At 64.8% G+C, this 25,923-nt stretch carries 27 protein-coding genes; 20 read left to right on the top strand and 7 right to left on the bottom strand.

Features of this window, described 5'->3' with window-relative positions; genetic code table 11:
* Positions 1-195 precede the first annotated feature (195 nt).
* From napE to QJT78_RS10970, 6 genes are all read left to right on the top strand, one after another.
* On the top strand, positions 196-381 hold the full coding sequence (gene napE, locus QJT78_RS10995; protein WP_027532529.1) for a periplasmic nitrate reductase, NapE protein: 186 nt from the start codon (positions 196-198) through the stop codon (positions 379-381).
* 26 nt (positions 382-407) lie between these two features.
* Entirely contained in the window at positions 408-722 is a 315-nt protein-coding gene (locus tag QJT78_RS10990) for a chaperone NapD (protein ID WP_028151033.1), read from the top strand.
* A 17-nt stretch (positions 723-739) separates the two neighbouring features.
* Positions 740-3,253 carry a nitrate reductase catalytic subunit NapA gene (gene napA / locus QJT78_RS10985; RefSeq protein WP_028151034.1) on the top strand — a complete coding sequence of 838 codons (2,514 nt, stop codon included), beginning with the start codon at positions 740-742 and terminating at the stop codon, positions 3,251-3,253.
* Entirely contained in the window at positions 3,250-3,720 is a 471-nt protein-coding gene (locus QJT78_RS10980; RefSeq protein WP_028151035.1) for a nitrate reductase cytochrome c-type subunit, read from the top strand. The genes napA and QJT78_RS10980 overlap by 4 nt, the downstream gene beginning before the upstream one ends.
* Positions 3,717-4,370, top strand: coding sequence for a NapC/NirT family cytochrome c (locus QJT78_RS10975; protein ID WP_028151036.1), 654 nt, complete (start codon positions 3,717-3,719; stop codon positions 4,368-4,370). The genes QJT78_RS10980 and QJT78_RS10975 overlap by 4 nt, the downstream gene beginning before the upstream one ends.
* Before the next feature lie 267 nt (positions 4,371-4,637).
* On the top strand, positions 4,638-5,753 hold the full coding sequence (locus QJT78_RS10970; RefSeq protein ID WP_028151037.1) for an ATP-dependent RecD-like DNA helicase: 1,116 nt from the start codon (positions 4,638-4,640) through the stop codon (positions 5,751-5,753).
* Positions 5,754-5,966: 213 nt separating this feature from the next.
* Here QJT78_RS10970 and QJT78_RS10965 read toward each other — a convergent pair whose 3' ends face one another.
* A complete protein-coding gene (locus tag QJT78_RS10965; protein WP_028151038.1) occupies positions 5,967-7,652 on the bottom strand; it encodes a caspase family protein in 1,686 nt (561 codons plus the stop codon).
* A 244-nt stretch (positions 7,653-7,896) separates the two neighbouring features.
* Here QJT78_RS10965 and msrA point away from each other — a divergent pair, with 244 nt between their 5' ends.
* From msrA to QJT78_RS10945, 4 genes are all read left to right on the top strand, one after another.
* A complete protein-coding gene (gene msrA / locus QJT78_RS10960) occupies positions 7,897-8,601 on the top strand; it encodes a peptide-methionine (S)-S-oxide reductase MsrA (protein ID WP_028151039.1) in 705 nt (234 codons plus the stop codon).
* Between the two features lie 45 nt (positions 8,602-8,646).
* Positions 8,647-9,066 carry a peptide-methionine (R)-S-oxide reductase MsrB gene (gene msrB, locus QJT78_RS10955; RefSeq protein ID WP_028151040.1) on the top strand — a complete coding sequence of 140 codons (420 nt, stop codon included), beginning with the start codon at positions 8,647-8,649 and terminating at the stop codon, positions 9,064-9,066.
* Between the two features lie 107 nt (positions 9,067-9,173).
* Complete coding sequence (locus QJT78_RS10950) at positions 9,174-9,338, top strand: DUF3309 family protein (protein WP_080586674.1); 165 nt, start codon at positions 9,174-9,176, stop codon at positions 9,336-9,338.
* Between the two features lie 214 nt (positions 9,339-9,552).
* Positions 9,553-9,846, top strand: a complete 294-nt coding sequence (locus tag QJT78_RS10945; protein WP_014492502.1) for a hypothetical protein — start codon at positions 9,553-9,555, stop codon at positions 9,844-9,846.
* 126 nt (positions 9,847-9,972) lie between these two features.
* Here the strand turns inward: QJT78_RS10945 and QJT78_RS10940 are convergent, their stop codons facing one another.
* A complete protein-coding gene (locus tag QJT78_RS10940) occupies positions 9,973-10,515 on the bottom strand; it encodes a DUF4112 domain-containing protein (protein WP_028151041.1) in 543 nt (180 codons plus the stop codon).
* 61 nt (positions 10,516-10,576) lie between these two features.
* A complete protein-coding gene (locus QJT78_RS10935; protein ID WP_028151042.1) occupies positions 10,577-11,002 on the bottom strand; it encodes a DUF5413 family protein in 426 nt (141 codons plus the stop codon).
* A gap of 149 nt (positions 11,003-11,151) precedes the next feature.
* Here QJT78_RS10935 and QJT78_RS10930 point away from each other — a divergent pair, with 149 nt between their 5' ends.
* The 3 genes from QJT78_RS10930 to QJT78_RS10920 all read left to right on the top strand — a co-directional run bounded on the left by QJT78_RS10930 (position 11,152) and on the right by QJT78_RS10920 (position 12,188).
* Positions 11,152-11,397, top strand: coding sequence for a cysteine rich repeat-containing protein (locus tag QJT78_RS10930; protein WP_028151043.1), 246 nt, complete (start codon positions 11,152-11,154; stop codon positions 11,395-11,397).
* Positions 11,398-11,434: 37 nt separating this feature from the next.
* Positions 11,435-11,665, top strand: coding sequence for a hypothetical protein (locus QJT78_RS10925; RefSeq protein WP_028151044.1), 231 nt, complete (start codon positions 11,435-11,437; stop codon positions 11,663-11,665).
* Between the two features lie 256 nt (positions 11,666-11,921).
* The gene (locus tag QJT78_RS10920; RefSeq protein ID WP_028151045.1) at positions 11,922-12,188 is read left to right on the top strand and encodes a hypothetical protein; all 267 of its coding nucleotides are present in this window, start codon (positions 11,922-11,924) and stop codon (positions 12,186-12,188) included.
* A 168-nt stretch (positions 12,189-12,356) separates the two neighbouring features.
* Here QJT78_RS10920 and QJT78_RS10915 read toward each other — a convergent pair whose 3' ends face one another.
* Together QJT78_RS10915 and QJT78_RS10910 are read right to left on the bottom strand one after the other, a co-directional pair.
* Positions 12,357-13,985, bottom strand: a complete 1,629-nt coding sequence (locus QJT78_RS10915; protein ID WP_028151046.1) for a hypothetical protein — start codon at positions 13,983-13,985, stop codon at positions 12,357-12,359.
* A 36-nt stretch (positions 13,986-14,021) separates the two neighbouring features.
* Positions 14,022-15,314 (bottom strand): adenylosuccinate synthase, encoded by a 1,293-nt coding sequence (locus tag QJT78_RS10910; protein ID WP_028151047.1) that lies wholly within the window; start codon positions 15,312-15,314, stop codon positions 14,022-14,024.
* 362 nt (positions 15,315-15,676) lie between these two features.
* On the opposite strand from QJT78_RS10910, the gene QJT78_RS10905 reads away from it, so the two are divergent.
* The gene (locus QJT78_RS10905; RefSeq protein ID WP_038943939.1) at positions 15,677-16,609 is read left to right on the top strand and encodes a DMT family transporter; all 933 of its coding nucleotides are present in this window, start codon (positions 15,677-15,679) and stop codon (positions 16,607-16,609) included.
* Between the two features lie 178 nt (positions 16,610-16,787).
* On the opposite strand, the gene QJT78_RS10900 is transcribed toward QJT78_RS10905, so the two are convergent.
* The gene (locus tag QJT78_RS10900) at positions 16,788-17,189 is read right to left on the bottom strand and encodes a DUF1330 domain-containing protein (RefSeq protein WP_028151048.1); all 402 of its coding nucleotides are present in this window, start codon (positions 17,187-17,189) and stop codon (positions 16,788-16,790) included.
* Between the two features lie 93 nt (positions 17,190-17,282).
* Here QJT78_RS10900 and QJT78_RS10895 point away from each other — a divergent pair, with 93 nt between their 5' ends.
* Both QJT78_RS10895 and QJT78_RS10890 read left to right on the top strand, forming a co-directional pair.
* Complete coding sequence (locus QJT78_RS10895) at positions 17,283-18,218, top strand: DMT family transporter (RefSeq protein ID WP_028151049.1); 936 nt, start codon at positions 17,283-17,285, stop codon at positions 18,216-18,218.
* Between the two features lie 90 nt (positions 18,219-18,308).
* The gene (locus QJT78_RS10890) at positions 18,309-19,286 is read left to right on the top strand and encodes a tripartite tricarboxylate transporter substrate binding protein (RefSeq protein WP_028151050.1); all 978 of its coding nucleotides are present in this window, start codon (positions 18,309-18,311) and stop codon (positions 19,284-19,286) included.
* A 214-nt stretch (positions 19,287-19,500) separates the two neighbouring features.
* On the opposite strand, the gene QJT78_RS10885 is transcribed toward QJT78_RS10890, so the two are convergent.
* The gene (locus QJT78_RS10885; RefSeq protein WP_038943938.1) at positions 19,501-21,186 is read right to left on the bottom strand and encodes a methyl-accepting chemotaxis protein; all 1,686 of its coding nucleotides are present in this window, start codon (positions 21,184-21,186) and stop codon (positions 19,501-19,503) included.
* A 261-nt stretch (positions 21,187-21,447) separates the two neighbouring features.
* Between QJT78_RS10885 and QJT78_RS10880 the strand changes: the two genes are divergently transcribed.
* From QJT78_RS10880 to QJT78_RS10865, 4 genes are all read left to right on the top strand, one after another.
* Complete coding sequence (locus QJT78_RS10880) at positions 21,448-22,491, top strand: C-terminal binding protein (protein ID WP_028151051.1); 1,044 nt, start codon at positions 21,448-21,450, stop codon at positions 22,489-22,491.
* Between the two features lie 86 nt (positions 22,492-22,577).
* The gene (locus QJT78_RS10875; protein WP_028151052.1) at positions 22,578-23,927 is read left to right on the top strand and encodes an extracellular solute-binding protein; all 1,350 of its coding nucleotides are present in this window, start codon (positions 22,578-22,580) and stop codon (positions 23,925-23,927) included.
* Positions 23,928-24,061: 134 nt separating this feature from the next.
* On the top strand, positions 24,062-25,018 hold the full coding sequence (locus QJT78_RS10870; RefSeq protein WP_028151053.1) for a sugar ABC transporter permease: 957 nt from the start codon (positions 24,062-24,064) through the stop codon (positions 25,016-25,018).
* Complete coding sequence (locus QJT78_RS10865; RefSeq protein WP_028151054.1) at positions 25,011-25,907, top strand: carbohydrate ABC transporter permease; 897 nt, start codon at positions 25,011-25,013, stop codon at positions 25,905-25,907. The genes QJT78_RS10870 and QJT78_RS10865 overlap by 8 nt, the downstream gene beginning before the upstream one ends.
* Positions 25,908-25,923: the final 16 nt, after the last annotated feature.

The following is a 25,923-nucleotide window of genomic DNA, read 5'->3' as shown; positions in this document are numbered from 1 at the left end:
TACCGGTCGTCAGGCGGCGAAAAGCCGAAGGCAATCCTGTGCGCCTCGTCAGACAAGATGTGCGGCCGCATCAATCGGGCCCAAAAGCCGCACTCTCACGAATAGGACGGGTTAGCGGCCCTGCTGCATTTAAATTGCAGCAAGGCAACGGCCCGGATGCCGTCTCGATTCCGAGACCATTCAGAGAGACCGAATATGTCGGCCCCTGACGACACGACTTCGCGCGTGCGCCGTAAGCGCATGGAGATTTTCGCTTTCCTGTTCCTGACCGCGGTCGTGATGCCCGTCCTCGCGGTCGGAACGGTCGGCTCATACGGGCTCGGCGTCTGGATCTACCAGATGTTCGCCGGTCCTCCCGGCCCGCCACCCTCCCCGCATTGACCTCCGAACAGCGAAAGACAGGCATCATGGCCCAATCCACACTCAACCGCCGCGCATTGATCACCGGCCGGGTGCTCAGCGTCGACCGCGTCGTCGCGCCGCCAGGTTGCGAGATCGCCAGCATCATCGTGCAGGCCCGTCCCGAACGCCTCGACGAACTGGAAGCCGAGATCGCCGCGATGCCCGGCTGCGAAATTCACGGACGAGACCCGCGCGGAAAACTCGTCGTCGTGACCGAAGCGCCGGATGCCGGCAGCCTCGGCACCCTGCTCAACACCATCCAGTCGCTGCCCAACGTCTATTCCGCGGCGCTGGTCTTCCACGCCATCGAAACCGCCTAAGGGACGGGAGAGCCATCATGACATCGCCAAAGCTCGACCGCCGCCAGATGCTGAAGCTCGAGGCCGCCGCGATCGCGGCCGCCGCTGCGGGCATGCCGGCACCCGCGCTCGCCGCCAATCTCGTCGCCGAGCGCGACAACAGCGAATTGAAATGGGACAAGGCCGCCTGCCGCTTCTGCGGCACCGGCTGCTCCGTGATGGTCGCGACCAAGGACAACCGCGTCGTCGCCACCCACGGCGACATCAAGGCCGAGGTCAATCGCGGCCTCAATTGCGTCAAGGGCTACTTCCTCTCCAAGATCATGTACGGCCACGACCGGCTGACGCAGCCGATGCTGCGCAAGACCGGCGGCAAGTACGACAAGAACGGCGAGTTCACGCCGGTGTCCTGGACCGAGGCCTTCGACATCATGGAGGTGAAGTGGAAGGAGACGCTGAAGAAGCGTGGGCCCAACGGTCTCGCCATGTTCGGCTCCGGCCAGTGGACGATCTGGGAAGGTTACGCCGCCTCGAAGCTCTACAAGGCCGGCTTCCGCACCAACAACATCGACCCCAATGCGCGGCACTGCATGGCCTCCGCCGTCGCCGGCATGATGCGCACCTTCGGCATCGACGAGCCTGCCGGCTGCTATGACGACATCGAGGCCACCGACGCCTTCGTGCTGTGGGGCTCCAACATGGCGGAGATGCACCCCATTTTGTGGACGCGCCTCGCCGACCGCCGGCTGTCCGCGCCGCATGTCCGCGTTGCCGTGCTGTCCACCTTCGAGCACCGCTCGTTCGACCTCGCCGACATCGGCATGGTGTTCAAGCCGCAGACCGACCTCTACATCCTCAACGCCATCGCCAACCACATCATCAAGACGGGCCGGGTCAACAAGGATTTTGTTGCCGCGCATACGATCTTCCGGCGCGGCCAGACCGACATTGGCTATGGATTGCGGCCCGAGCATCCGCTCCAGAAAAAAGCTACCGGTGCGGCCAAGGCCAACGACTCCACCGACATGAGCTATGACGAATTCGTCAAATTCGTCTCGGACTACACGCTGGAGAAGGCGGCCGAGATGTCTGGCGTGCCGATGAACCGGCTGGAAGCGCTCGCCGAGCTCTACGCAGATCCCAAGACAAAAGTGGTCTCGTTCTGGACCATGGGCTTCAACCAGCACACCCGCGGCGTCTGGTGCAACAACCTCGTCTACAACATCCATCTCCTGACCGGAAAGATCTCCTCGCCCGGCAACAGCCCGTTCTCGCTGACCGGCCAGCCCTCGGCCTGCGGCACCGCGCGCGAGGTCGGCACCTTCTCGCACCGCCTCCCGGCCGACATGGTCGTGACCAACAAGGCGCACCGCGACCACGCCGAGCATCTCTGGCTGCTGCCGGAAGGCACCATTCCCGACAAAAACGGCGCCCACGCCGTGCTGCAAAGCCGGATGCTGAAGGACGGCCTGATCAACGCCTATTGGGTGCAGGTCAACAACAACCTCCAGGCCGGCCCCAACGTCAACGAGGAGACCTATCCGGGCTTCCGCAATCCCGACAATTTCATCGTGGTCTCGGACGCCTATCCGTCGGTGACGGCCCTGGCCGCCGACCTGATCCTGCCGACCGCGATGTGGGTGGAGAAAGAAGGCGCCTACGGCAATGCCGAGCGGCGCACGCAGTTCTGGCACCAGCTCGTCAACGCGCCCGGCGAGGCCAAGTCCGATCTCTGGCAGCTCATCGAGTTCTCCAAGCGCTTCAAGATCGAGGAGGTCTGGCCGGAGGAGCTGATCGCCAAGAAGCCGGAGGTTCGCGGCAAGACGCTGTTCGACGTGCTCTACAAGAACGGCCAGGTCGACAAGTTTCCGACCTCGGAGATCGAGGAAGGCTACGCCAACACGGAATCCAAGGCGTTCGGCTTCTACGTGCAGAAGGGACTCTTTGAAGAGTACGCCTCGTTCGGCCGCGGCCACGGTCACGACCTCGCGCCGTTCGAGAGCTATCACAAAGAGCGCGGCCTGCGCTGGCCCGTCGTCAACGGCCAGGAAACCAAATGGCGTTTCCGCGAGGGCAGCGATCCCTACGTCAAGCAGGGTACCGACGTGCAGTTCTACGGCTATCCCGACGGCAGGGCGCGCATCTTCGCCCTGCCCTACGAGCCGCCGGCGGAATCGCCCGACAGCGAATATCCGTTCTGGCTCTCGACCGGCCGCGTGCTGGAGCACTGGCATTCCGGCACCATGACGCGCCGTGTGCCCGAGCTCTACAAGGCGTTCCCCGAGGCTGTCTGCTTCATGCATCCCGACGATGCGTCGGAAGCAAAACTCCGGCGCGGCGACGAGGTGAAGGTGGAATCCCGCCGCGGTTTCATCCGCGCCCGCGTCGAGACGCGCGGCCGCGACCGGCCGCCACGTGGCCTCGTGTTCGTGCCGTGGTTCGACGAATCCAAGATGATCAACAAGGTGACGCTGGACGCCACCGATCCGATCTCGCTGCAGACCGACTACAAGAAATGCGCCGTGCGCATCGAGCGGGTGAACCTGTCATGATGAAACGATTTGGCATAGCCCTGCTCGCGGTCGCGATCGCCGCGGGCGCGAGCTCTCTCACCGCACAGACGGTGACGTCGGGCCTGCGCGGCCCGGCCCCGCTCAATGACGAGGGCGCGGCGCCGCCGATGCTGCCGAACCGCAACACGTCCGAGCGAGAGGTGCGCAACTACCCGGAACAGCCGCCGGTGATCCCGCACACCATCGACGGCTATCAGATCGATCTCAACGGCAACAAATGCCTGTCCTGCCATGCGCGGGCACGCATCGCGGAATCGCAGGCGCCGATGGTCTCGATCACGCATTTCATGGACCGCGACGGCCAGTTCCTGGCCTCGATCTCGCCGCGGCGCTTCTTCTGCACGGAATGCCACGTGCCGCAGAACACCGCCACGCCGCCGGTGAGCAACGATTTCATCGACATCGACACGCTGCTCTCGCGCGCCAGCCCCGGTGGCCGCCGATGACGACGGCTGCTGACGAGCCCAAGGGAAAGGTGGAAGCCAAGCGTAGCTTTATGCTGCGCTGCTGGGACTTCGCGCGCGAGCTCTGGCAGGTGCTGATCCGGCCGAGCTCGGTGTTCGGGCTCGGCGTGCTGGTGCTCGCAGGCTTTGCGGCCGGCGTGATCTTCTGGGGCGGCTTCAACACCGCGCTGGAACTGACCAACACTGAAAAATTCTGCACCGGCTGCCACGAGATGAAGGACAACGTCTACGCCGAGCTGAAGTCGACCATCCACTTCACCAATCGCTCCGGCGTGCGCGCGACTTGCCCGGACTGCCACGTCCCGCACAACTGGACCGACAAGATCGCGCGCAAGATGCAGGCCTCCAAGGAGGTCTGGGGCAAGATCTTCGGCACCATCGACACCCGCGAGAAATTCCTCGACCACCGGCTCGAGCTGGCCGCACATGAATGGGCGCGGTTCAAGGCCAACGATTCCCTGGAATGCCGCAACTGCCACAGCGCCGATTCCATGGACATCACCAAGCAGTCGCCGCGGGCCTCGGTGGCGCACCAGCGCTTCCTGTTCACCAAGGAAAAGACCTGCATCGACTGCCACAAGGGCATCGCCCACCACCTGCCCGACATGCGCGGCGTTCCGGGGTGGCAGTAGGGGCGGGCAACCGTACGTGACCCTGCGGTTTGGGCGCCAAAGCCTCCGCATCGTCATGGCCGGGCTTGTCCCGGCCATCCACGCCTAGCCACGCGGCACCAAGGACGTGGATGCCTGCGACAAGCCCGGGCATGACGACCTCTTGCGAAGGCATATATGCGATTGCCTACTAACGGTAAGAGTGGTGCCCCGCTTGAACCCTTGGGCCGAATGGTTAGTTTCGAGGGATGGCGAATCGCCTCGATTCTGCCCTTCCTCAAGACAGACATGGCCACTTTCACCCCGCATCAGGATGCCGCGCTCAAAGCCGTTGGCGACTGGCTCAAGGCAAAACCCGGCCGCAACGGCACGCCGCCGGTGTTCCGCCTGTTTGGCTTTGCCGGCACCGGCAAGACCACGCTGGCGCGGCACATCGCCGAAGGCGTCGACGGCGAGGTGAAGTTCGCTGCCTTCACCGGTAAGGCGGCGCTGGTCATGCGCAACAAGGGTTGCGACGAGGCCTCCACCATCCACTCGCTGATCTACCGCGCCCGCGAATCCGGCGAGGAGCAGCCGAGCTTCGAGCTGTGGAACGACGCGCCGGCCTCCAAGGCCAAGCTGATCGTGATCGACGAATGCTCGATGGTCGACGCCGAACTGGGCCGCGACCTGATGTCGTTCGATTGCCCGCTGCTGGTGCTCGGCGATCCCGCGCAGCTGCCGCCGATCCAGGGCGGCGGCTTCTTCACCAACACTGAGCCCGACGCGATGCTGACCGAGGTGCATCGCCAGGCCCAGGACGACCCGATCGTACGGATGTCGATGGACGTCCGCGAGGGCCGCGAGCTCGACATCGGCCGCTACGGCGAGAGCGAGGTGGTGTCGCGGAAAGAGCTCGACCCCGACCGTGTCATGGGCGCCGACCAGGTGCTGGTCGGCCGCAACAACACGCGCCGCGCCTACAACATGCGGGTGCGCCAGCGCCAGAACATCGAGGACGTCTTCCCGGTCGCCGGCGACAAGCTGGTGTGCCTGCGCAACAACCGCAAGAAGGGCCTGTTCAACGGCGGCCTCTGGCGTGTGAAGTCGCGCAACACCTCGCGCTCGAAATCGCGCATCCTCAGCATGCGGCTGTCGCCGGATGAAGACTTCGGTCACAAGGTGACAAAAGTCTCGGTGCGCGCCGATTGCTTCGAGGGCGGCGTCGAGGCGATCGCCTGGGAGCAGCGCAAGCCGTATGACGAGTTCGACTACGGCTATGTGCTGACCGTGCACAAATCGCAGGGCTCGCAATGGGACGACGTCGTGCTGTTCGACGAGAGCTTTGCGTTTCAGGATAGCCGGGCGCGGTGGCTGTACACGGGGATTACGCGTGCGGCGAAGCGGTTGAGTATTGTTGTTTAAGCGTCGATGCTTTGGCGACGCCGCCGCCTCAACCTCCGCTCGTCGTCCCGGACAAGCGAAGCGCAGATCCGGGATCCATACCCACAGGGAGAAGTTTGGCGAAGACTCTGAGTGGACGCCTTGCCCCACACTTCTCCCTGGGGGTATGGGTCCCCGCCTTCGCGGGGACGACACCAGTTGTTAGGCTCCGCCGTCGCGTCTCACACGCACCCCTCACTTCCCCGCCACGAAATAAAAATCCTCGCGTCCCGGCGGCGAGCCGTATGAAAACGGCTGCTGCTCGTGCTTGGTGGCGGACCAGACGTCGTCGCGGACGATGTCGAACAGCTTTCGGATCTCGACCTTCGGCACCTTGATCTCGCGGGCGAGCGCGGTGGCGAAGGGGCTGTCGGCGCCGCCATCGCCGTCCAGCGCGGTCTCGCCGTGCTTGGCGGCGTAGACCACCATGAAGCCGGCACCGGGCTCGATGTTGGAAAAGCCCTTGTCCACCAGCTTGAGCGACAGCGTGCGCTGCATGGCCGGCGCAAAGGGATTGTCGCGGCAGGCATCCAGCATCACCAGACGCACTTTTCTCGCGGCGCCCACCGCTGCGATCACCTGCTCCAGCGCGACCGCCTGGGTTTCGGCGTCCCTGTCGGCGGCAAGCTTGGCGTCGACGGGAACGAGATAGTTGACGCCGCCGATCTCGAAACCGTGGCCGGCATAATAGACCACCGCCCAATCCGCATTCTCCGCTTCGGTGGCAAACGTCTGCAGCGCCTCGAAGAACTTGTCGCGGGAGAGGTCGCTGACGGAGATCACGGTCTGGAAGCCGACATCGCGCAACACGTTTGCAATCATTTTCGCGTCGCGCGGCGGATTGGGCAAGGCGTGGACGTTCTTGTAGGCGCCGTTGCCGATCACGAGCGCCACGCGGCGCCCGGTGGACCCGGCCGGCGCCTGCGGCGTCAGTGCGGCCAAGCGCTCCTGCGCGATGGCGCGAGCGCGCGCGACGTCGGGATCGTCGAACTTCGTCAGCGAATAGGCCGCCGCACGATAGTCGGCACGGGCCTGGGCGAGATCTTTCCTGCGCTCGTAGATCTGGCCGCGGCCGGAATGGGCGCGCACGCTGTTCGGATTGAGCTGGATAACCGTGTTGTAGTCCTTCAGCGCGGCGTCGAGGTCGCCCTTCATCACGTTGACCTCGGCGCGATTGTTGATCGCGAAGGTATTCCTGGGCTGCTTCTGGATCAGGCCGTCGCAGTCGGCGAAAGCCTGGTCGTACTTGCCCATCATGCCGTAGGTGATGCAGCGATTGCCGGCGATCTGCGGCGCGGCCGGGTCGATCTTCTCGGCTGCCGCGAAGTCGGCAATCGCGCCGTCGAAATCCTTGTTCAGCGTGCGCATGCGGGCACGATTGGTCCAGCCGAGCAGGAACGTCGGCGTGTATTTGATCGACAGGTTGAAGTCGTCGAGCGCGCTTTGCAGCGCGCCCCGGCGCAGATGGATGGTGCCGCGATTGTTGTAGGCGTAGCCGAAATTCGCGCGCTTCTGGATGGCGAGATTGTAGTCGGCCATGGCGAGATCGTCCTCGCCCTTGCGCTCGTGGGAGAGCCCGCGCAGGTTGATGGCGCCGACATTGTCCGGATCGAGATCGATGGCGGACGACAGCGCCTCGATGGCGCGATCATAGTCGCGCTTGTTGATCAGCGCATTGCCACGCACGACGAGCGCGAGCGACTTGTCCTTGCCGCCGAGCTTATCGGCCTTCAACAGATTGTCGCAGGCCGTCGCGCGGGCCTGGGCCTCCGCCTGGCGGTCGCGACAGGTGGCGAGGTCCTCGCCGGCTTGCGGCTCGGCCGCGGCGATCGCGGCATTTGAGATCAGGATGGCGAGGGTCAGGGGAATGACACGCAGCATGTTGTCAGGTCAGCTCCAGCCACCACATGATTGAGTCGAGCGCGATCGCGCGCGTTCATCTAGCCCGGAGTTCCCGGCCTCGCCAAGCCGCGCCGTCTGAGGCTATTTTTCACAGACTCGTGTCCGTTTCCCCGTAACAATCGCTGTCTGCGCCCGTATCTCAGATGTCCGAAAACGCGGCCAAACAGGCTGTTCGCCCGTCCCCGGCCGCCCTACACTGTCAGACCTTCCGAAGAGGATCGCCATGCGCCGCACCGCCCTCGCCTCGCTGCTCGCCGCCACCACCGCACTGACGCTGGCCTTCGCCGTGCCGTCCAGGGCCGCGGAGGATGCGGTCGTGATCCCCGCGCCCACCATGGATGCGGCGTCCGCAACCGGGATCCAGACCGCCGTCATCGCCGGCGGCTGCTTCTGGGGCGTCCAGGGCGTGTTCCAGCACACCGCCGGCGTCGTCAACGCAGTCTCCGGCTATGCCGGGGGCACCAAGGCGACGGCCGATTACCAGACGGTCTCGAGCGGCCGGACCGGCCATGCCGAGTCGGTCGAGATCAAGTTCGACCCGAAGAAGATCTCCTACGGCAAGATCCTCCAGATCTACTTCTCGGTGGCGCACGACCCGACCCAGCTCAACCGCCAGGGCCCCGACACCGGCACGCAATATCGCTCGGCGATCTTCACCACCTCGGACGAGCAGAAGAAGGTGGCGGAGGCCTATATCGCCCAGCTCAACGGCGCCAAGGTATTCAGCAAGCCGATCGTGACCAAGGTCGGAGCGCTGGAAGCGTTCTACCCGGCGGAGGCCTATCACCAGGACTATCTGACGCTGCACCCGAACCAGCCCTACATCGCCTACAACGACATCCCGAAGGTCGAGAACCTGAAAAAGCTGTTCGCGGATAACTACATCGAGAAGCCGACGCTGGTGAGCGCCAGCAAGGCCACCAACTGATCGCAAGATCACCGAAAACAAGTTCACCAAACAAACGGGAGACCCATGCCCGACACCAAGACGAAAACCACCGACGACAAGGTCATCAAGAGCGAAGAGCAGTGGCGGCGCGAATTGTCGCCGATGCAGTACGCGGTGCTGCGCGAGAAGGCGACCGAGCGTCCCTTCTCCGGCGAATATGAGCACGACCACCGCGCCGGCACCTATGTCTGCGCCGGCTGCGGCAACGTGCTGTTCGAGTCCGATGCCAAGTTCGATTCCGGCTGCGGCTGGCCGAGCTTCACCCAGCCCGCGGTCGAGAGCCATGTCGACGAGGAGCACGATGGCAGCCACGGCATGGTCCGCACCGAGGTGCTGTGCTCCAAGTGCAGCGGCCATCTCGGCCACGTCTTTCCCGACGGCCCCGGCCCGACCGGCCTGCGCTACTGCATCAACTCGGCCGCGCTGAAGCTCGAGCCCAAATAACATTGCGCGCCGCCCGGTTCCGTCATGGAACCCGGCGGCGCGATGTGCTTTTCTCTTCTGGCGGTGCGGCCAACGCGCGCAATCCGGCAGCCGCCAGGGAGGATGCCATGACGCTTGGGACCATCCTGATCATCCTGGTGATCATCTATCTGCTGGGCGGCATGTCCGGCCGGTTCGGTGGTTACGGCTATGGCATGGGCCATTCCGGCATGGGGATCGGCGGCGTCGTGCTGGTGGTCCTGATCGTGCTGCTGCTGCTTGGCAAACTGTAAACCATCTAACATATTGAAATTACTTGGTTTACGGCGCTCGCGGATCTGCCATGCGCGGATTCATCATCTCCCATCGCGGGGGTCGCATTTCTGTCAAAACAGCCTATATTAGGGGGCGAAAATGACATGTGCGGCGGGCCCACTCGATGGTGGCCCCTGCCTTTCAAAACCCCACGCGCTTAAAGCCCCAGACAAGATCACGAGGTCTTTGACCATGCGTCCACTGCGTCCGTTCAACTTCAACACCTCCGCCGAGCTCTTCCCCGCCGCGATCCGCAAGAAGAAGCGTGCAGGCTTCACCTATCGCCGGTTCGGCACCGCGGCCGAAGCCGTGCAGTTCGCGATGGAGCAGTTGCCGACGGATTCGCTGAACGGCGCCTATCTCCAGGTCGAGGAAGCGCGCTTCGACCAGAACGGCATCCGCTCGCTCTATGAGAGCGAAGCCTTCCCGCTGCCCCGCCGCCCCCGGCCGGCGCCGGCCGCCGAGACCGACGCCGACGCGGCGTAAGTTTTCGCTAAGCCCGATATGCGCTGAAAGCGCGATGGCCGAAACGCCGTCGCGCTTTTTGCGTTTGGAGGCTCTGTCTTCGCTCTCTTCCCGCAAGCGGGGAGAGGCGAAGAAAGAAGCGCCGCGCTAAATCCGCGGTTGCTTGTCGAGCCAGCGGCGCAGCAGGCGGACGTTGCGCATGTTGGCACGGAACATGACGTCGAAGGCATCGCCCGCGAACGGCACCATGCCGACCACGCCGTCGACCGCGACATTGCCGAGCATGCGCGCGGTGAGATACCACGGCGCGCCCAGCGCGCGGGCCTCGCGCACCAGCCACAGCGAGATCGCGGTGGTGATGATGTCGCCGACGATCGGGATCAGCCCGATCAGGCCGTCGATGCCATAGCGGATATTCGTGCCGGGCAGGATGAAGGCGACATCGAGCAGCTTTGCGATCGCCTCAATCCGCGCCACCCGCTGTTCCCGCGTCAGATTGCCGAACGGGTTTCCCTGGCCGAACTCGAAGCGAAACTCGCGAAACCCCTGCTCCAGTGTTTCGGGGCGGATCTCGTGGCCGTCCTGGTCGATGATCGGCCCGCGCGCTTCGGTGTCAGAAAAACTCCCGCGCGAGCGGGTCCCGGAACGGGGGCGGCGCGGAGCAAGAATATCGTCGTCGGGCATGGCCATGGCCTTTGGAGAACGCGCCGGCGCGGCAGAAGTTGCCGCGCCGCGCCCGAACGTCGCGCGTTCAGGTCCGAGCCGCAGCCGGCTGCGGCTCCTCGACATATCTATGCACGAGCCAGGATGAAAGCACCGCCGGCACGAATCCGACGAGGCCGTAGAGGATGAATTGCACCGCGCCCGAATCCGGCCCGCGCGAGCTGTAGGTCAGCGACGCCAACACGAAGGCGAACAGGCCGACCAGGATCATCCGCAGCACCGGGCCGATCCGGCGGACATGGATGAGGATGTCGTCGACCGCACCGATCATCAGCGAGGGCAGGAAGCCGAACAGATAGCTGTATTGCAGCGATTTGAAGAAAACCGCGAACAGCTTGCCGACCTCGCCGAGATTGCTCTGGGCCCAGTAACCGGACTGATAGGTCGTCGTCAGCAGCAGCAGGAACCCGCCGACGAACGGACCGACCAGCGCAAACACCAGATAGCGTTTCATCAAGCATCCTCATCCTTCGCCGCAGTTATAGCAGCGACGCGGGAACCTTGAATAGCGGGGCGCCGGCCCGTCGGGACGGGAACAAGCGGCAAGGCGACGAGTTCAGACAGGACTGAAATTCATACCTGCAGTCAGATTGGAGTTTGTCGATGTCCCGGAAATCCGTCCTTATGGCGACGCTCGCCCTGACAACCCTGAGCGGTATGTCGCTCACGCCTGCTCTCGCGCAAGGCCACATGGGTACGCCGCAGGAGCAGAACGCCTGCTCGCGTGACGCCTCGCGGTTCTGCCGCAAGGACCTCGGCAATGACGGCGCTGTGCAGGCGTGCCTGCAGGCCAACCGGGCCAAGCTGTCGAAGTCCTGCAGCAAGGTGTTTCAGAGCCACGGCATGTAAGGCCGGGAACGATCCCCGGCGCACGGAGCGTGAAGCCATGTTGCGCGACGAACAGCTCTCGATCCTGCGGGACATCAGCCAGTCGGTCGCCTTTTCCGACGACCGGCACGGCAAGATCGGCGAGCTGATCGCCGACGGCTATGTGATGAAGGACGGCGATCTGTTCGAGCTCACTGCGAAAGGCGTCACGGCCGTCGAGGAACACCCCGCAGCATCAGGCGCGAGCGACGCGGAGGAAGCGAGCGCGTCGCCCGATCGGTTGATCTGATCTCGCACCGCATGCTGCGTGACGGACGCGCAACAACCGCGAATTCATTCGAGCGGACCATTGCAGCCGCGTGACAATCGCGCATACTCGAATCGGGCGGCGCAGCACTTTTCGATTCGAACACCACGAGAGATCGAGCGACCACATGCGGGACCAAAGTTCCCGGCGTGAAGGCTGTGACATGCGGCAGATCAAGCCGCGTGCGGCGCCCCAAAACCAAGTGGTTCAAACCACGGAACTCGGGGACGCATTCGTCATGACACGCTACACGACCATCGTTTCGCTCTTCGCTTTCGCAACCACCGCCATCGTACTCCAGACATCGCCCGGCCTCGCCTTCTCGTCCGAAGCACAGCAGATGTGCACAGGTGATGCGATGCGGCTGTGCTCCAGTGAGATTCCCGACATCTCGCGCGTCAGGGCCTGCATGGTGCAGAAGAAGGCGCAGGTCAGCCCCGGCTGCCGCGCCGTGATGGACCGCGAGCACGCGGCCGCGCGCAAGCGGGAGGCCGCGGCGCAGTAGCGCCGGCCATCCTTGGCGTCATGGCCGGGCTTGTCCCGGCCATCCACGCCTTAGACCGCGGCACGAAAACCTTGGATGCCCGGGCCTTCGCCGCGCCGAAGCGGCTTCGGCCGCGCAGGCGGGACAAGCCCGGGCATGACGATCTCCCTCGACAGGAAGAGAGGAGCCCTAATCGCCCCACTGCGCGAACGCATCGTTGAAGGCGCGCTCGCCGGGGGCGCCCTTCTCGATGGCGATGATGGCGCGGCGCTGGTTGGCGTAGACCAGCGGCACGTCGAACCATGAGCGCTCTTTCAGGAGCTGGACGTTTCGGGCGCGGTCGGCGTCGACATTGGAGAGGCCGACCAGGAAGAAGCCGTCGGTGACCTTGACCGCGAGACCCGCGAGCGGCGTACCGCGCGCCTGCTCGTTCGACTTCATCAGGATGCCCGGCACGTTGGAGATGCTGCCGCCCGGAAAATCCGGCGGCAGGATGAAGGTCAATTCCGCGGTGTGGCTCGCCGGCAGCGACGAGTCGGTGTTGCGGCGGAACGACATCGTCATCTTGAACTTGCGGTCGGGGATCTCGATGTCGGCGCGCACGGCGACGTCGGCCTTCTGGTTGCCCGAGGCCTTGATCGGCTCGAGCCGCCACACCACCGAGCCGACATATTGCTTGCCCTTCGGGTCGGACGGATCCTCGTCATAGAGCACGACCTTCTGCGCCACCGGCGCGACCGGCTGGTCGCTGGCCGAAGGCTGGCCGACGCGATCCGGAATCTTGGGCTTGCTCTGCGGCTGGGCCGGATCCTTCGGCGCCTCCACCACCTGGGTCGGCGAGGACTTGAACAGGCCGCTCACGGTCTGGATCAGGGGCTTGCCCCAGAGGATCCCGGCGCCGACCAGGATCAGCACGATGCCGACGGCGATCGCGCTCTTGAACGGGAAGGCGGAGCCGGTGCGGGCGCGCTTCTTGGCTTCGCGCTCGGGCGCGACGCGCGGACGCGACGATGGCGGCTGCGGCGTGTAGCGCTCGGCCTCCTCGATCGACTCGTCGTAGGAATAGGGCGCGTCCTGCTCGCCGGCGCGATTTTCGAGGCTCGGCTCCAGCCGGTCGAACTCCGGCGAGGGCGAGGGCACATTGGCGTAGGTGCGACGCGCGGCGCGGTTGGCCTGCGCGGCAGCGCCGCCGAGATCGTTCACGTCGGCGGTGATGTCGCGAAAACCGCGTACGCCCGGTGCCGGCGGCTGAGGCGGTGGCGGCCCGATGTCGGGCGGACGGCGCCCTGGCGGGCGATCACGTCCGGCCGGCGGAGCAGCCGGCGGCTCCGGCATCGGCGGCGCTGCCGGGGGACCTGGCTGGCGCGGCGCGTCGAAACGCGGGGCCCGCGGCGCACGCGGAGCGTCGCCCTGGTCATCGACATTGAAGGACGGGCGGTCGGCACGCGGCGGCGGTGGAGCCGGACGGGTGCGTGGAGCGGTCGGCTGAGACGGCGGCGGGGTGCCCTCGGCGGCGCGGGTGCTGGCCCGGCGGAAGGCGTCTCCGCTGCCGCTGCTGCGGGCGCCGCCACTGGGGGCACCGGGGCGCGAGGCCTCCCGGGCGCGCTGCGCGGCCTCCGATTCGACCTTGCGGACGGCCTCTTCCAGCGACAGCCGTTCGCGGGTGATCTCGGATTCGGAGAGCGGCGGTTGCACGCTGCGGAGCTGCGCGATCAGGGCCGTGCGCGCGCGCTCATAGAGCGCGCGACGGCTTTCGCCGGGAGCGTTGGGGTCCAGGGCGGAAATAGCGCGGGCGATCAGCGGATAGTAATCAGCCATTTCAACTCAACTAGCGCACGTCCCGGTAAGATATCGTTAAGCCTCAAACGGATTTTGCACCAGAATAGTATCCTCGCGTTCGGGGCTGGTGGAAAGCAGTGCGACCGGGCAGCCCACCAATTCCTCGATCCGGCGGACATATTTGATAGCCTGGGCCGGCAGGTCCGCCCAGGAGCGGGCGTTGGCGGTCGGCTCCTTCCAGCCCTCGATGGTCTCGTAGATCGGCTCGACCCGGGCCTGGGCGCCCTCGCCGGCCGGGAAATGGTCGATCTCCTTGCCGTCGAGCTTGTAGCCGGTGCAGACCTCGATCGTGTCGAAGCCGTCGAGGATGTCGAGCTTGGTCAGCGCCAGGCCGTTGATGCCGCAGGTCCGGACCGCCTGGCGGACCAGCACGGCGTCGAACCAGCCGCAGCGGCGCGGACGGCCGGTGTTGGTGCCGAACTCGCGGCCACGCTCGCCGATCTTGCGGCCTGTCTCATTGTCCTGCTCGGTCGGGAACGGGCCCTGGCCGACGCGGGTCGTATAGGCCTTGCACAGGCCGAGCACATAGCCGACCGCACCGGGGCCGAGGCCCGAGCCGGTCGCGGCCTGCGCCGCCACCGTGTTGGACGAGGTGACGTAGGGATAGGTGCCGTGGTCGACGTCGAGCAGCGCGCCTTGCGCGCCCTCGAACAGCATGCGCTTGCCTTCGCGCCGCTTGATGTCGAGCAGCCGCCACACCGTCTCGGCATAAGGCAGCAGCTCCGGCGCGAGCGCGGTCAATTCCTTCAGGATCACCTTGCCGTCGAACTCCGGCAGGTTGAGGCCGCGGCGCAGCGCATTGTGATGCGCCAGCAGCCGGTCGATTTTGTGCGGGAGCGTGTCGAGATCGGCGAGGTCCATCAGGCGGATGGCGCGGCGGCCGACCTTGTCTTCATAGGCCGGTCCGATGCCGCGGCGGGTGGTGCCGATCGCGGTTGCCGCATTGGCGGATTCGCGGTGCGCGTCGAGCTCACGGTGCAGCGGCAGGATCAGGGTGACGTTCTCGGCCACGCGCAGATTGTCCGGGGAGACCGCGACGCCCTGCGAACGCAGCTTGGTGACCTCGTCGAGGAAGGCCTGCGGATCGAACACCACGCCGTTGCCGATCACCGACAGCTTCTGGTCGCGCAGCACGCCGGAGGGCAGCAGCGCGAGCTTGTAGGTCTTGCCGTTGATGACCAGCGTGTGGCCGGCGTTATGACCGCCCTGGAAGCGGACGACGATGTCCGCCTGCTCCGACAACCAGTCGACGATCTTGCCCTTCCCTTCGTCGCCCCACTGGGCTCCGACGACGACAACGTTGGCCATTCGCGGGTAATCCTCTGAAGATTTTAGATGCGCCAGCCCAGCTGACGGCCGGAGCCGTTCGCACGCGAGGCAGCCAACCGGATAAAGGAAGCAGCCTCTCTAGGCAAGCAAGAACGGGGCTTTTTCGGGGCTCAAGACGCACTTTAAGCCTTTGATATCCCCGGAAAATCCAGAAGCCTTCCATGGCCATTTCGTAAGCTTCGGCCAAAGCGCGAGGCTGACCCGCCACTGCATGGTCGCGATGCGTCCGCCCCCCGTTGATGCCACTTCGATTTCCGTGTCTTTGGGCATGCCGGGCTATCAGCCGGCCCGACCTCGCCGGGCCGGGGCTCCGGTCGCATGACGGGGCCATAACAATCACAATGTCCGCCACCGGCCAGACCACGGGCTCCGAATCATCCAGTCACAGCTGGATCGCCAACCAGCCTTATTTGCTGCTCTGCATCACCGCGCTGTGCTGGGCCGGCAACGCCATCGTCGGGCGGCTCGCCGCCGGCCACATCCCGCCGGTGACGCTGTCGTTCCTGCGCTGGACCTTCGCCTTCCTGCTGGTGCTGCCGTTCGCCTGGAAACATCTCGCCCAGGACTGGCCCGCGATCCGCAGCAGGCTCGGCCTGATGATCGTGCTGTCGATCACCGGCATCGGCGCCTTCAACACGCTGCAATATTGGGCGCTGGAACATACCCAGGCGCTCAACACGCTGCTGCTGCAGTCGGCCGCCCCGCTGGTCGTGGCGCTGTGGTCGCTGGCGATCCTCGGCGTCCGCCTCACCGCGGCACAGGCGTTCGGCGTGGCCCTCTCGATGTGCGGCGTGCTGACGATCCTGCTGCATGGCGATTTCACCACGCTGTCGAACATCGCGTTCAACAAGGGCGACCTCATCTTCATCGTCGCGCTGATCATCTTCGCGCTGTATTCGGTGCTGACCCTGAAGCGGCCGCCGATGCACGGCCTGTCGTTCCTCGCGTTCACATTCGGCGCCGGCGCCGCCTGTCTCATCCCACTCGAGATCTGGGAGCTGTCCGCGCGTCCCGTGATGAAGCTCGACGGGCCGAACCTGCTGACGCTGTTCTATGTCGCGGTGTTCCCGTCGACGCTCGCCTACCTCTGCTTCAATCGCGGCGTACGCCTGATCGGCGCCAACCGCGCCGCGCCGTTCTTCCACGTCGTGCCGGTGTTCGGCTCGATCATGGCGATGGCGTTCCTCGGCGAACACCCGCAGGCGTTCCATTTCATCGGCTTTGCGCTGGTGCTGGCCGGCGTATTCGTGGCGTCGCGGAAGCAGGCGACGTAGCTTCTTCCTTCTCCCCTTGTGGGAGAAGGTGGCGCGAAGCGCCGGATGAGGGGTTGCTTCCGCAGACTCAAATCGAGAGGCGGACTCGCGGAGAGAGACCCCTCACCCGTCTCGCCGCTACGCGGCGAGCCACCCTCTCCCACAAGGGGAGAGGGGAAGAGCGTGCCGCGCGACAGCGCTACTTCGTCCTGAACTTGCTGTAGGCCTCGCGCGTCGCGATGATCACGTGCTCGGCGCAGCCGTTGACGCGATGCGGGTCGGCCTGCGTCTCGTAAGCCTCGGACGTCATCATGTCTATAAAAGCCGCAACCGTTGGGTAATAGACCAGCGCGACGAAATCCCAGCCGTTGCCATCTTGCGGGCCGAGCGCGACCGCTTTCGCTTCGCCGGTCCACAGCAGCGTGCCGCCGCGTGCCCTGATCATGGGCACTGTGATCGCACTGTAACGAAGGTATGCGTCCCAGCCCGAACCGTCGCCATCGCGCGAGTGCGCGTGAAAACGCATCAGGTTCAGCATCACCACCGGCGCATTTGCATCGAGCCGCTCCAGGCCCTCGATGTTCAACATATTAACCGCCAATGACACCTCCTCAAGCCATGCCTGCATTGTAGCCTTGCGGCCGCGAGACTTGTGTCACAACAAGAATCCGGCGCAAGGTCGCATCCAACGCCAATGACGATTGCTTCGCCCGCGCCAAAGGCCTCGAATCCGGCCAGTTGGCTCAACAACCAGCCTTACCTGCTGCTCAGCCTGAGCTCGCTGTTCTGGGCCGGCAACATCGTGCTCGCGCGCCATGTCGGCGCGCATGTGCCGCCGCTGACGGTGACCACCATCCGCTGGTTCGGCGTGTTCCTGATCCTGTTGCCGTTCGCCTGGCCGCATCTGAAGCGCGACTGGCCGAATTTGCGCAAAAGCCTGCCGCTGATGCTGTTCCTGTCGCTGGTCGGCTTTGCCTTCAACAACGCGATCTCGTACTGGGCGATGCAATACACGGAGGCGCTGAACGCGCTGCTGATCCAGTCGGCCGGACCGCTGTTCGTGGCGCTGTGGTCGCTGGTGCTGTTCGGCGTGCGGCTGACGGGTGCGCAGCTCGCCGGCATCGCGATCTCGCTTCTCGGCGTGCTGATCATCATCCTGCGCGGCGATCTCGCCGCGCTCGCGAGCATCAGCTTCAACAGGGGCGACATCATGTTCGCCTCTTCGCTCGTGGCGTTCGGGCTCTACTCCGCCTTCATCCCGCGCCGGCCGAAGATCCACCAGCTCTCCTTTCTCTCCTTCACCACCTTTTGCGGCGCGACGATGCTGCTGCCCGCCGCGATCTGGGAAGCCCTCAGCGGCCGTGTCCTGCAACCCGACGGGGTGACGCTGGCGACGCTGGGTTACATCCTGATCTTTCCCTCGACGCTGGCCTATCTCTTCTTCAACCGCGGCGTGGCGCTGATCGGCCCGAACCGCGCCGCGCCGTTCTTCCATCTGGTCCCGGTGTTCGGCTCGGCGATGGCGATCGTCCTGCTCGGCGAAAAACTCCAGCCGTTTCATCTGATCGGCTATGCGCTCGTGCTCGCCGGCGTCGTGTTCGCCTCTCGCCAGGGTTCTGCGGTGAAATAATTCCGCGAGGTGGGTGACAAACTCCCGTCTTCCGATTTTTGCGAAGAGAAGCTAGGTTCCCCGCCAACGAAAAAGAGGGAACGTCCAGACATGCTGTCACCACTGATCCGCGCCCTGCGCGCTGCCGGCGCAGCCGCGCTTTGTCTCGCCGCCGCATCCGCCGCGCAGGCCGACAATTATCCGAGCCGCAACATCACGCTGGTGCTGCCGTTCGCGGCCGGCAGCGGCACCGACACCACGACGCGGCTGATCTCGCAGCATTTGTCGCAGGCGCTCGGCGTCGGCATCGTGATCGAGAACAAGGCGGGCGCCAACGGCATGATCGCCGCGACCTATGTCGCGCGCGCCGCCCCCGACGGCTACACGCTGCTGGTGACGACCAACACCACGCATTCGGCCAATCCCTATCTGCTCAAGAGCCTGACCTACGATCCCGTCAAGGACTTCACCCCGATCGCGCGCACCGGCGACCTGCCCTTCATGCTGGTGATTCACCCGGAGGTGCCGGCCAAGACCGTCGGCGAGCTCGTCGCCTACGGCAAGGCCAATCCGGGCAAACTGAGCTACGCGTCGGGCTCGTCCTCGGCGATCGTGTCGGGTGCGACCTTTGCGCACAATGCCGGGCTCGATCTCCTGCACGTGCCCTACAAGAGCTCGCCGCCGGCGCTCAACGACGTCATGGGCGGCCGCGTCTCGATGATGTTCGTCGACATCCTGACCGGCCTGCCCCACGTCAACGGCAACGCGCTGCGCGCGCTCGCCGTCACCACCAAGGACCGCTCGCCGCTGGTGCCGAACCTGCCCTCGATGCAGGAGGCCGGCGTGCCGGATTTCGACATCTCGTCGTGGCAGGGCTATTTCGGCCCCGCCGGCATGCCCAAGGAGATCGTGACCAGACTTAACGCCGAGATCAGGAAGATCGTCGAGAAGCCTGAGATCAAGGCCCAGCTCGCCACGCTCGGCATGGACGCCTTCTCCGGCACGCCGGAGCAGCTCGGCACGTTCGTGAACGAGCAGCTGGTGCTGTGGGAGAAGCTGATCACCAACGCGAAGATCGAGAAGCAGTAGGGGGTCTAGGAAGGTGTCATCGCCCGCCTTGTGCGCAATTGCGCACTGGGGCGGGCGATCCAGTATTCCGAGACGTTGGTGATTGACCCGATGGGCCGCGGCGTACTGGATGCCCCGCCTTCGCGGGGCATGACAGCCGAAAAGTTGAAAATGAAAAAGGTGGGCACGGCGCTTGCGCGCCTTTGCCCACCCTACGAATTCCGTGCGTTCGGCCTTACGCCGCGCGGACCTTGGCGAGGAAGCCGTCGACGGCGCTGCGCAGCGCGCCGGACTGGCTGTCCAGCTCGCGGGCGTTGGTGAGCACGTCGGTGGCGGCAGTTCCGGTTGCTTCCGCGGCCGAGGTGACGCTGCCGATATTGGCGTTGATCTCGTTCGAACCGGCCGCGACCGACTGGATGTTGCGGGCGATCTCGCGGGTCGCTTCGCCTTGCTGCTCGATCGAGGCGGAAATGCCGGCGGTGATCTCGCTCATCTCGGCGATGGTCTGGGTGATGCCGGAGATCGCCGTGACCGCGTCGCTGGTCGAGGTCTGCATCGCCGCCACTTGCGCGGAGATTTCCTCGGTCGCCTTCGCGGTCTGGTTCGCCAGCGCCTTGACCTCGGAGGCCACCACCGCGAAGCCGCGGCCGGACTCGCCGGCGCGCGCCGCTTCGATGGTGGCGTTGAGCGCAAGCAGGTTGGTCTGCGCCGCAATCGAGTGGATCAGCTTGACGACCTCGCCGATCTTCTCGGCGCCGGTCGAGAGCACCTGCACGGTGGCGTTGGTGCGCTCGGCATCGCTGACGGCCCGGCTAGCGACTTCGGTCGAACGCGTGACCTGGCGGGAGATCTCCGCAACCGAGCTCGACAATTCTTCGGCGGCCGCGGCAACCGTGCCGACATTGCCGGAGGCTTTTTGCGAGGCGGCGCCGACCGTCGCCGCACGCGACGAGGCGTCGCCGGCCGTCGCGGTCATCGACTGCGCGGTGCTCTGCATGCCGGCGGCGGCCGAGGAGACCGAGCGGACGATGCCGTTGACGCTGCGCTCGAAATCGCTGGCGATGCCCTCCATCGCACTGCGACGTTCCGCCGCGGCACGCTCCTTGGCATCGGCCTCGGTCTTCTCGAGGCCGCGGATGCGGACCGCGTTGTCCTTGAAGATCTGGACGGTCGAGGCCATCGCGCCGACCTCGTCGCCGCGACCAACCCCGGGAATCTCACCCTCGAGCTTGCCGTCGGCGAGATCCTTCATGCGGGCGCCGAGCAGCGCCAGCGGACGGCTGATGCTGCGGCCGAGCAGCCAGGCGACGCTGCCGGCGACAATGACGATGCCGAGCATGGCGAGGCCGAGCAGCCAGTAGACCGGGCCCATCTTGGCGTCGATGTCGTCGAGATAGGCGCCGGTGCCGAGATACATGTCGAAGCCGGGGACCGCGACCGCATAGCCGATCTTGCGGATCGGCGTTTCCTGGCCGGGCTTCACATATTCATAATAGAGCAGGATCGAGCCGTTGGCCTTGACACCGTTCATCAGCTCGATGGACAGCTTGCGGCCGTTGGTCACGACATCCATGCGGTTGGTGCCGATCTGCTTCGGATCGGGCGCGAGCTGGGTGATGCCGTCATAGGACGTGCCGAACAGATAGCCCGAGCCGTTGTCATAGGTCATCGCGTTGCCGTAGCGGCGAAGGTCGGCCATCGCCGCATCCTTCGTCAGCTCGCCGGCGTCGACGCGTTTCTTCAGCGCCGCAGCGTAGTTGCGACCGAGGTCGACGATCGATTTGGCCTGGTCGATGCGCGCATTCACCATCTCGCGCTTCATCAGATAGCCGGCGAGAACACCGGAGACGCAAAGGCCCAACAGGGTGACGCCGACGAGGATACCGAGCTTCGGGGCGATCTTCAGATTGCTCAACTTCACGGGACAGCTCCGGCAATAATGGGATACGGGCGCGCAAGGGAATCGATAAATTTGATTCAACTTTTAGTGTGTGACCTCTTATCAACCTGTTACGGGCGGCTCCGTAGAAGCCCGGACGGAAGGCCGAAACAGTCGAATAAATCGCCGCAGCGGCAACCGACGATTGTACGCGACCGCTCCGATTTCGCGTAAAAGACGAAAAGGCCCGCCCACAAGGTGTGGGTCACAACAAGAACCGACAGACCAAATCGGGAGCAGGAAATGCCGAAATACAGGGTGGTGACGCCGAAGGGCGCGAGCTTCACGGTCGCAGGCAGCGACTATTCCTTCGAGCGCGAGGCGCTCGATCCGATCGATGCCGAGATCGTCGAAGCCCCCGCCAACGAGGCCGAGTTCATCGCCGCCGCGAAAAACGCCGATGCCATCTACGCCAAGGGCATCCCCATCACCAAGTCGATCATCGACGCACTCGATAGCTGCAAGGTGATCACGCTCGGCTCGGTCGGCGTCGACAGCGTCGACGTGAAGGCCGCGACCGCCCGCGGAATTCCCGTCACCAACATTCCCGACACCTTCATCGAGGAAGTCGCCGACCACGCCATGATGCTGCTGCTCGCCGGCTTCCGCCGCCTGGTCGAGCAGGACAGGATGGTGCGCGACGGGCGCTGGGCCGAAGGCCGGCCAGCGCTGTTGAAGATCCCGCGGCTGATGGGCCAGACGCTCGGCTTCATCTCGTTCGGCCGCGTCGCGCGTGCCGTTGCGAAGCGCGCCGCCCCGTTCGGCCTGCGCATGATGGCCTACGATCCCTTCATCCAGGAAACGCTGATGTACGACCATGGCGTGATCCCGGCGACGCTGAACGAGGTGCTGTCGCAATCCGACTTCGTCTCGATGCACGCTCCGGCAAGGCCCGAGGTGCATCACATGCTCACCGAGAAGCACTTCCGGCAGATGAAGAAGGGATCGGTCTTCATCAATACCGGCCGCGGCGCCACCGTGGACGAGGAAAGCCTGATCAAGGCGCTCCAGGAGGGCTGGATTGCGCACGCCGCCCTCGACGTGTTGGAGAAGGAGCCGCCCTCGCACAACAATCCCATCCTCAGCATGGAGAACGTGACGCTGACCGCCCATGTCGCCTCGGCCTCGGCACGGTTCGACGAGGCGCGCAAGCGCCGCGTGGGCTACGAATTGTCACTGGTGCTTCAGGGCATGTGGCCGGTAAGCTGCGTCAATCCGTCGGTGCTGCAGAACACCGCGCTCCGCCGCTGGCAGCCCGTCAGCATGGATCGCGGCCCGAACAGCTAGGCGGCCGGCGCCAAGCGCGCCTGGAATCGGAACGGCCCTTCACCGGCGATCAACGCCGGGAAGGGAGACATCATAGGGAGGAACTGATGAGGAACGACATCACCCGTCGTGATGCCTTGGCGCTGGGCCTGTCCGCTACGGCGCTCGCGGCAACCGGTGTTGCAGCGCACGCTCAATCCACGATCAAGGCCGCGGACGTCCCCGCCCCGAAACTGCCGATCGAGAAAGGCGCGTCCTTGCGCATGCTGCGGCCGGTGCGCTTCGTCCAGGCCGACGAAGACGTGTTCCGTGCCAACGCGGCCAAATTCACCAAGGAGACCGGGGTCGAGGTCAAGGTCGACTTCGTCGGCTGGGAGGACATCAACCAGCAGACCGCGGTGACCTCGAATTCCGGCGCCGGCCCCGACATCATCATCGGCTTCTCCGACGCGCCGCACATCTATGTCGACAAGCTGATCGAGCTGACCGACGTCGCCGACTATCTCGGCAAGAAGTATGGCGGGTGGCAGAACCTTGCGAAAGCCTACGGCAAGAAGGCCAAGAGCGATACCTGGATCGGGCTCCCGTTCGGGGCCACCGCCGGTCCCCTGATCTATCGCAAGTCCATCCTCAAATCCGTCGGGTTCGACAAGGCGCCGGAGGACCATGCCGGGCTCCTCGACCTCTGCAAGAAGCTGCAGAAAGCCGGCAAGCCCGCGGGCTTTGCGCTGGGCAATGCCGTCGGCGACGGCAACGGCTTTGCGGACTGGATGATGTGGTCGCACAATGCCTCGCTGCTGGATGAGGAAGGCAATGTCACCATCAACAGCAAGGAGACCATCGCGGCGCTGAATTACGTGAAGGAGCTTTATCCGACCTTCATCCCCGGTACGCCGTCCTGGAACGACGTCAGCAACAACCGCGCCTATTCCTCGCAGGAAATCGGGCTGACGGCGAACGGCGTCTCGCTGTATTTCTCGCTGAAAAATGATCCGGCGACCGCGGCGATCGCCGAGGATTCCGAACATCAGCTGCTGCCGAAGGGCCTTGCACCGATCTCGCCGATGTCGGGACTGACGCTGAACGCCATGGTGTTCAAGCACAGCCAGTATCCGAACGCGGCGAAGGCCTTCCTGCAGTTCATGCTGGAGAAGGACCAGTACGAGCCGTGGCTCAACGCCAACAGCGGTTACTGGTCGCAACCGCTTGCGGCCTACGCCGATGCGGCGGTGTGGAAGGGCGATCCCAAGGTCGCGATCTTCAAGAACACCATGAACAGCACGTACTACGCCGGCTACAAGGGTCCGATCTCGACCGCCACAGGTGCGGTGCGCGCGGACTATGTGACGGTGCAGATGTTCGCCTCGGTCGCGACCGGCGCCGCGACGCCGGAGGCCGCGGCCGCGGAAGCGGAGCAGCGCTGCAAGCGGTACTTCCGGCGTCAGGCGGCGAAGTAACGCCGAAAGGCGCGGCCGTCATTGCGAGGAGCAAAGCGACGAAGCAATCCAGACTGTAACAACGGAAACAGACTGGATTGCTTCGCTTCGCTCGCAATGACGGTGTGGTAACATTCAAAACAGGACAACGACCGATGTCCGTGACCACACTCTCTTCTCTCGCGCTGGCGCAGCGGCAACCGTCGTGGCTGGTGCGGCTGTTCGACTACAAGCCGTTCCTGATCGTGATGTGCCTGGCGCCCGCGATCGGTCTGCTCGCGGTATTCCTCACCTATCCGCTCGGCCTCGGCATCTGGCTCGCGTTCACCGACACCACGATCGGCCGACGCGGCGTCTTCGTGGGCCTTGAGAATTTCCAGTATCTGCTCACCGATCCCCTCTGGTGGGGCGCGGTGTTCTACAGCGTGTTCTATACGGCGGTCGCGACCTTCGGAAAGTTCGCGCTCGGCTTCTGGCTCGCGCTGCTGCTCAACAACCATTTTCCGTTCAAGAGCCTGCTCCGCGCCATCGTGCTGCTGCCCTGGATCGTGCCGACCGTGCTCTCGGCGCTGGCGTTCTGGTGGATCTACGATCCGCAATTCTCGATCATCTCCTATCTGCTGGTCGACGTGCTGCACTGGCGGACGACCAATATCGACTTCCTCGGCTCGCCCTGGCCGGCGCGCTTCTCGCTGATTGCCGCCAACATCTGGCGCGGCATTCCCTTCGTCGCGATCTCGCTGCTCGCGGGCCTGCAGACCATCTCGCCCTCGCTCTACGAGGCGGCGATGCTCGACGGCGCCAGCGCCTGGCAGCGCTTCCGCTACATCACCTTCCCGATGATGATGCCGATCCTCGCCATCGTCATGACCTTCTCGATCATCTTCACCTTCACCGATTTCCAGCTGGTCTACGCCATCACCCGCGGTGGCCCGGTGAACTCGACCCATCTGCTGGCGACGCTCGCCTTCCAGCGCGGCATTGCCGGCGGCGAGCTCGGCGAAGGTGCCGCGATCGCGGTGTCGATGATCCCGTTCCTGGTGTTCGCGACACTGTTCTCCTATTTCGGCCTGGCGCGCCGCAAATGGCAGCAGGGAGAGGCCAATGACTGACACTGTCGCGCAGCCGGCCGCCGTCGCCAACACACCGCCCGACACCATGGCCTGGGATTCCGGGCTGCGGCGGCTGATGATGATCTACCTGCCGCTCGGCTGCTTCGTGCTGATCCTGCTGTTTCCGTTCTACTGGATGGCGATCACGTCGTTCAAGCCGAACGCAGAGCTGATGAATTTCAAGGATCACAACCCGTTCTGGATCACTTCGCCGACGCTGGCGCACGTCAAGCACCTGCTGTTCGACACCGCCTATCCGCGCTGGCTGTGGACAACGATGATCGTTGCGATCGGGTCGACCACGCTGTCGCTGATCGCGAGCACGCTCGCCGCCTACGCCATCGAGCGCCTGCGCTTCCGCGGCAGTCCCTATGTCGGCCTCGGCATCTATCTCGCCTATCTCGTGCCGCCGTCGATCCTGTTCATCCCGCTCGCCACCGTCGTGGTGCAGTTCGGCCTGTTCGACTCACCGATGGCGCTGATCCTGGTCTATCCGACCTTCCTGGTGCCGTTCTGCACCTGGCTCCTGATCGGCTATTTCAAGTCGATCCCCTACGAGCTCGAGGAATGCGCGCTGGTCGACGGCGCCACGCGCCTGCAGATCCTGCGGCGGATCACGCTACCGCTGGCGGTGCCCGGGCTGATCTCGGCCGGCATCTTCTCCTTTACGCTGTCCTGGAACGAGTTCATCTACGCGCTCGCCTTCATCCAGAGCGGCGCCAACAAGACCGTGCCAGTCGCGATCCTGACCGAGCTCGTCACCGGCGACGTCTACCAGTGGGGCGCGCTGATGGCGGGATCGCTGCTCGGCTCGCTGCCGGTCGCGATCTTCTACTCGCTGTTCGTGGACTACTACGTGTCGTCGCTGACCGGCGCGGTAAAGGAGTAACCGTGCTTTCTCGTCC

The organism is Bradyrhizobium sp. Mp27 (assembly GCF_029953005.1).
GTDB classification, from domain to species: Bacteria; Pseudomonadota; Alphaproteobacteria; order Rhizobiales; family Xanthobacteraceae; genus Bradyrhizobium; species Bradyrhizobium barranii.
The sequence above is the reverse complement of the archived record's forward strand: the minus strand, read 5'-3'. Positions and strand labels throughout refer to the sequence as shown.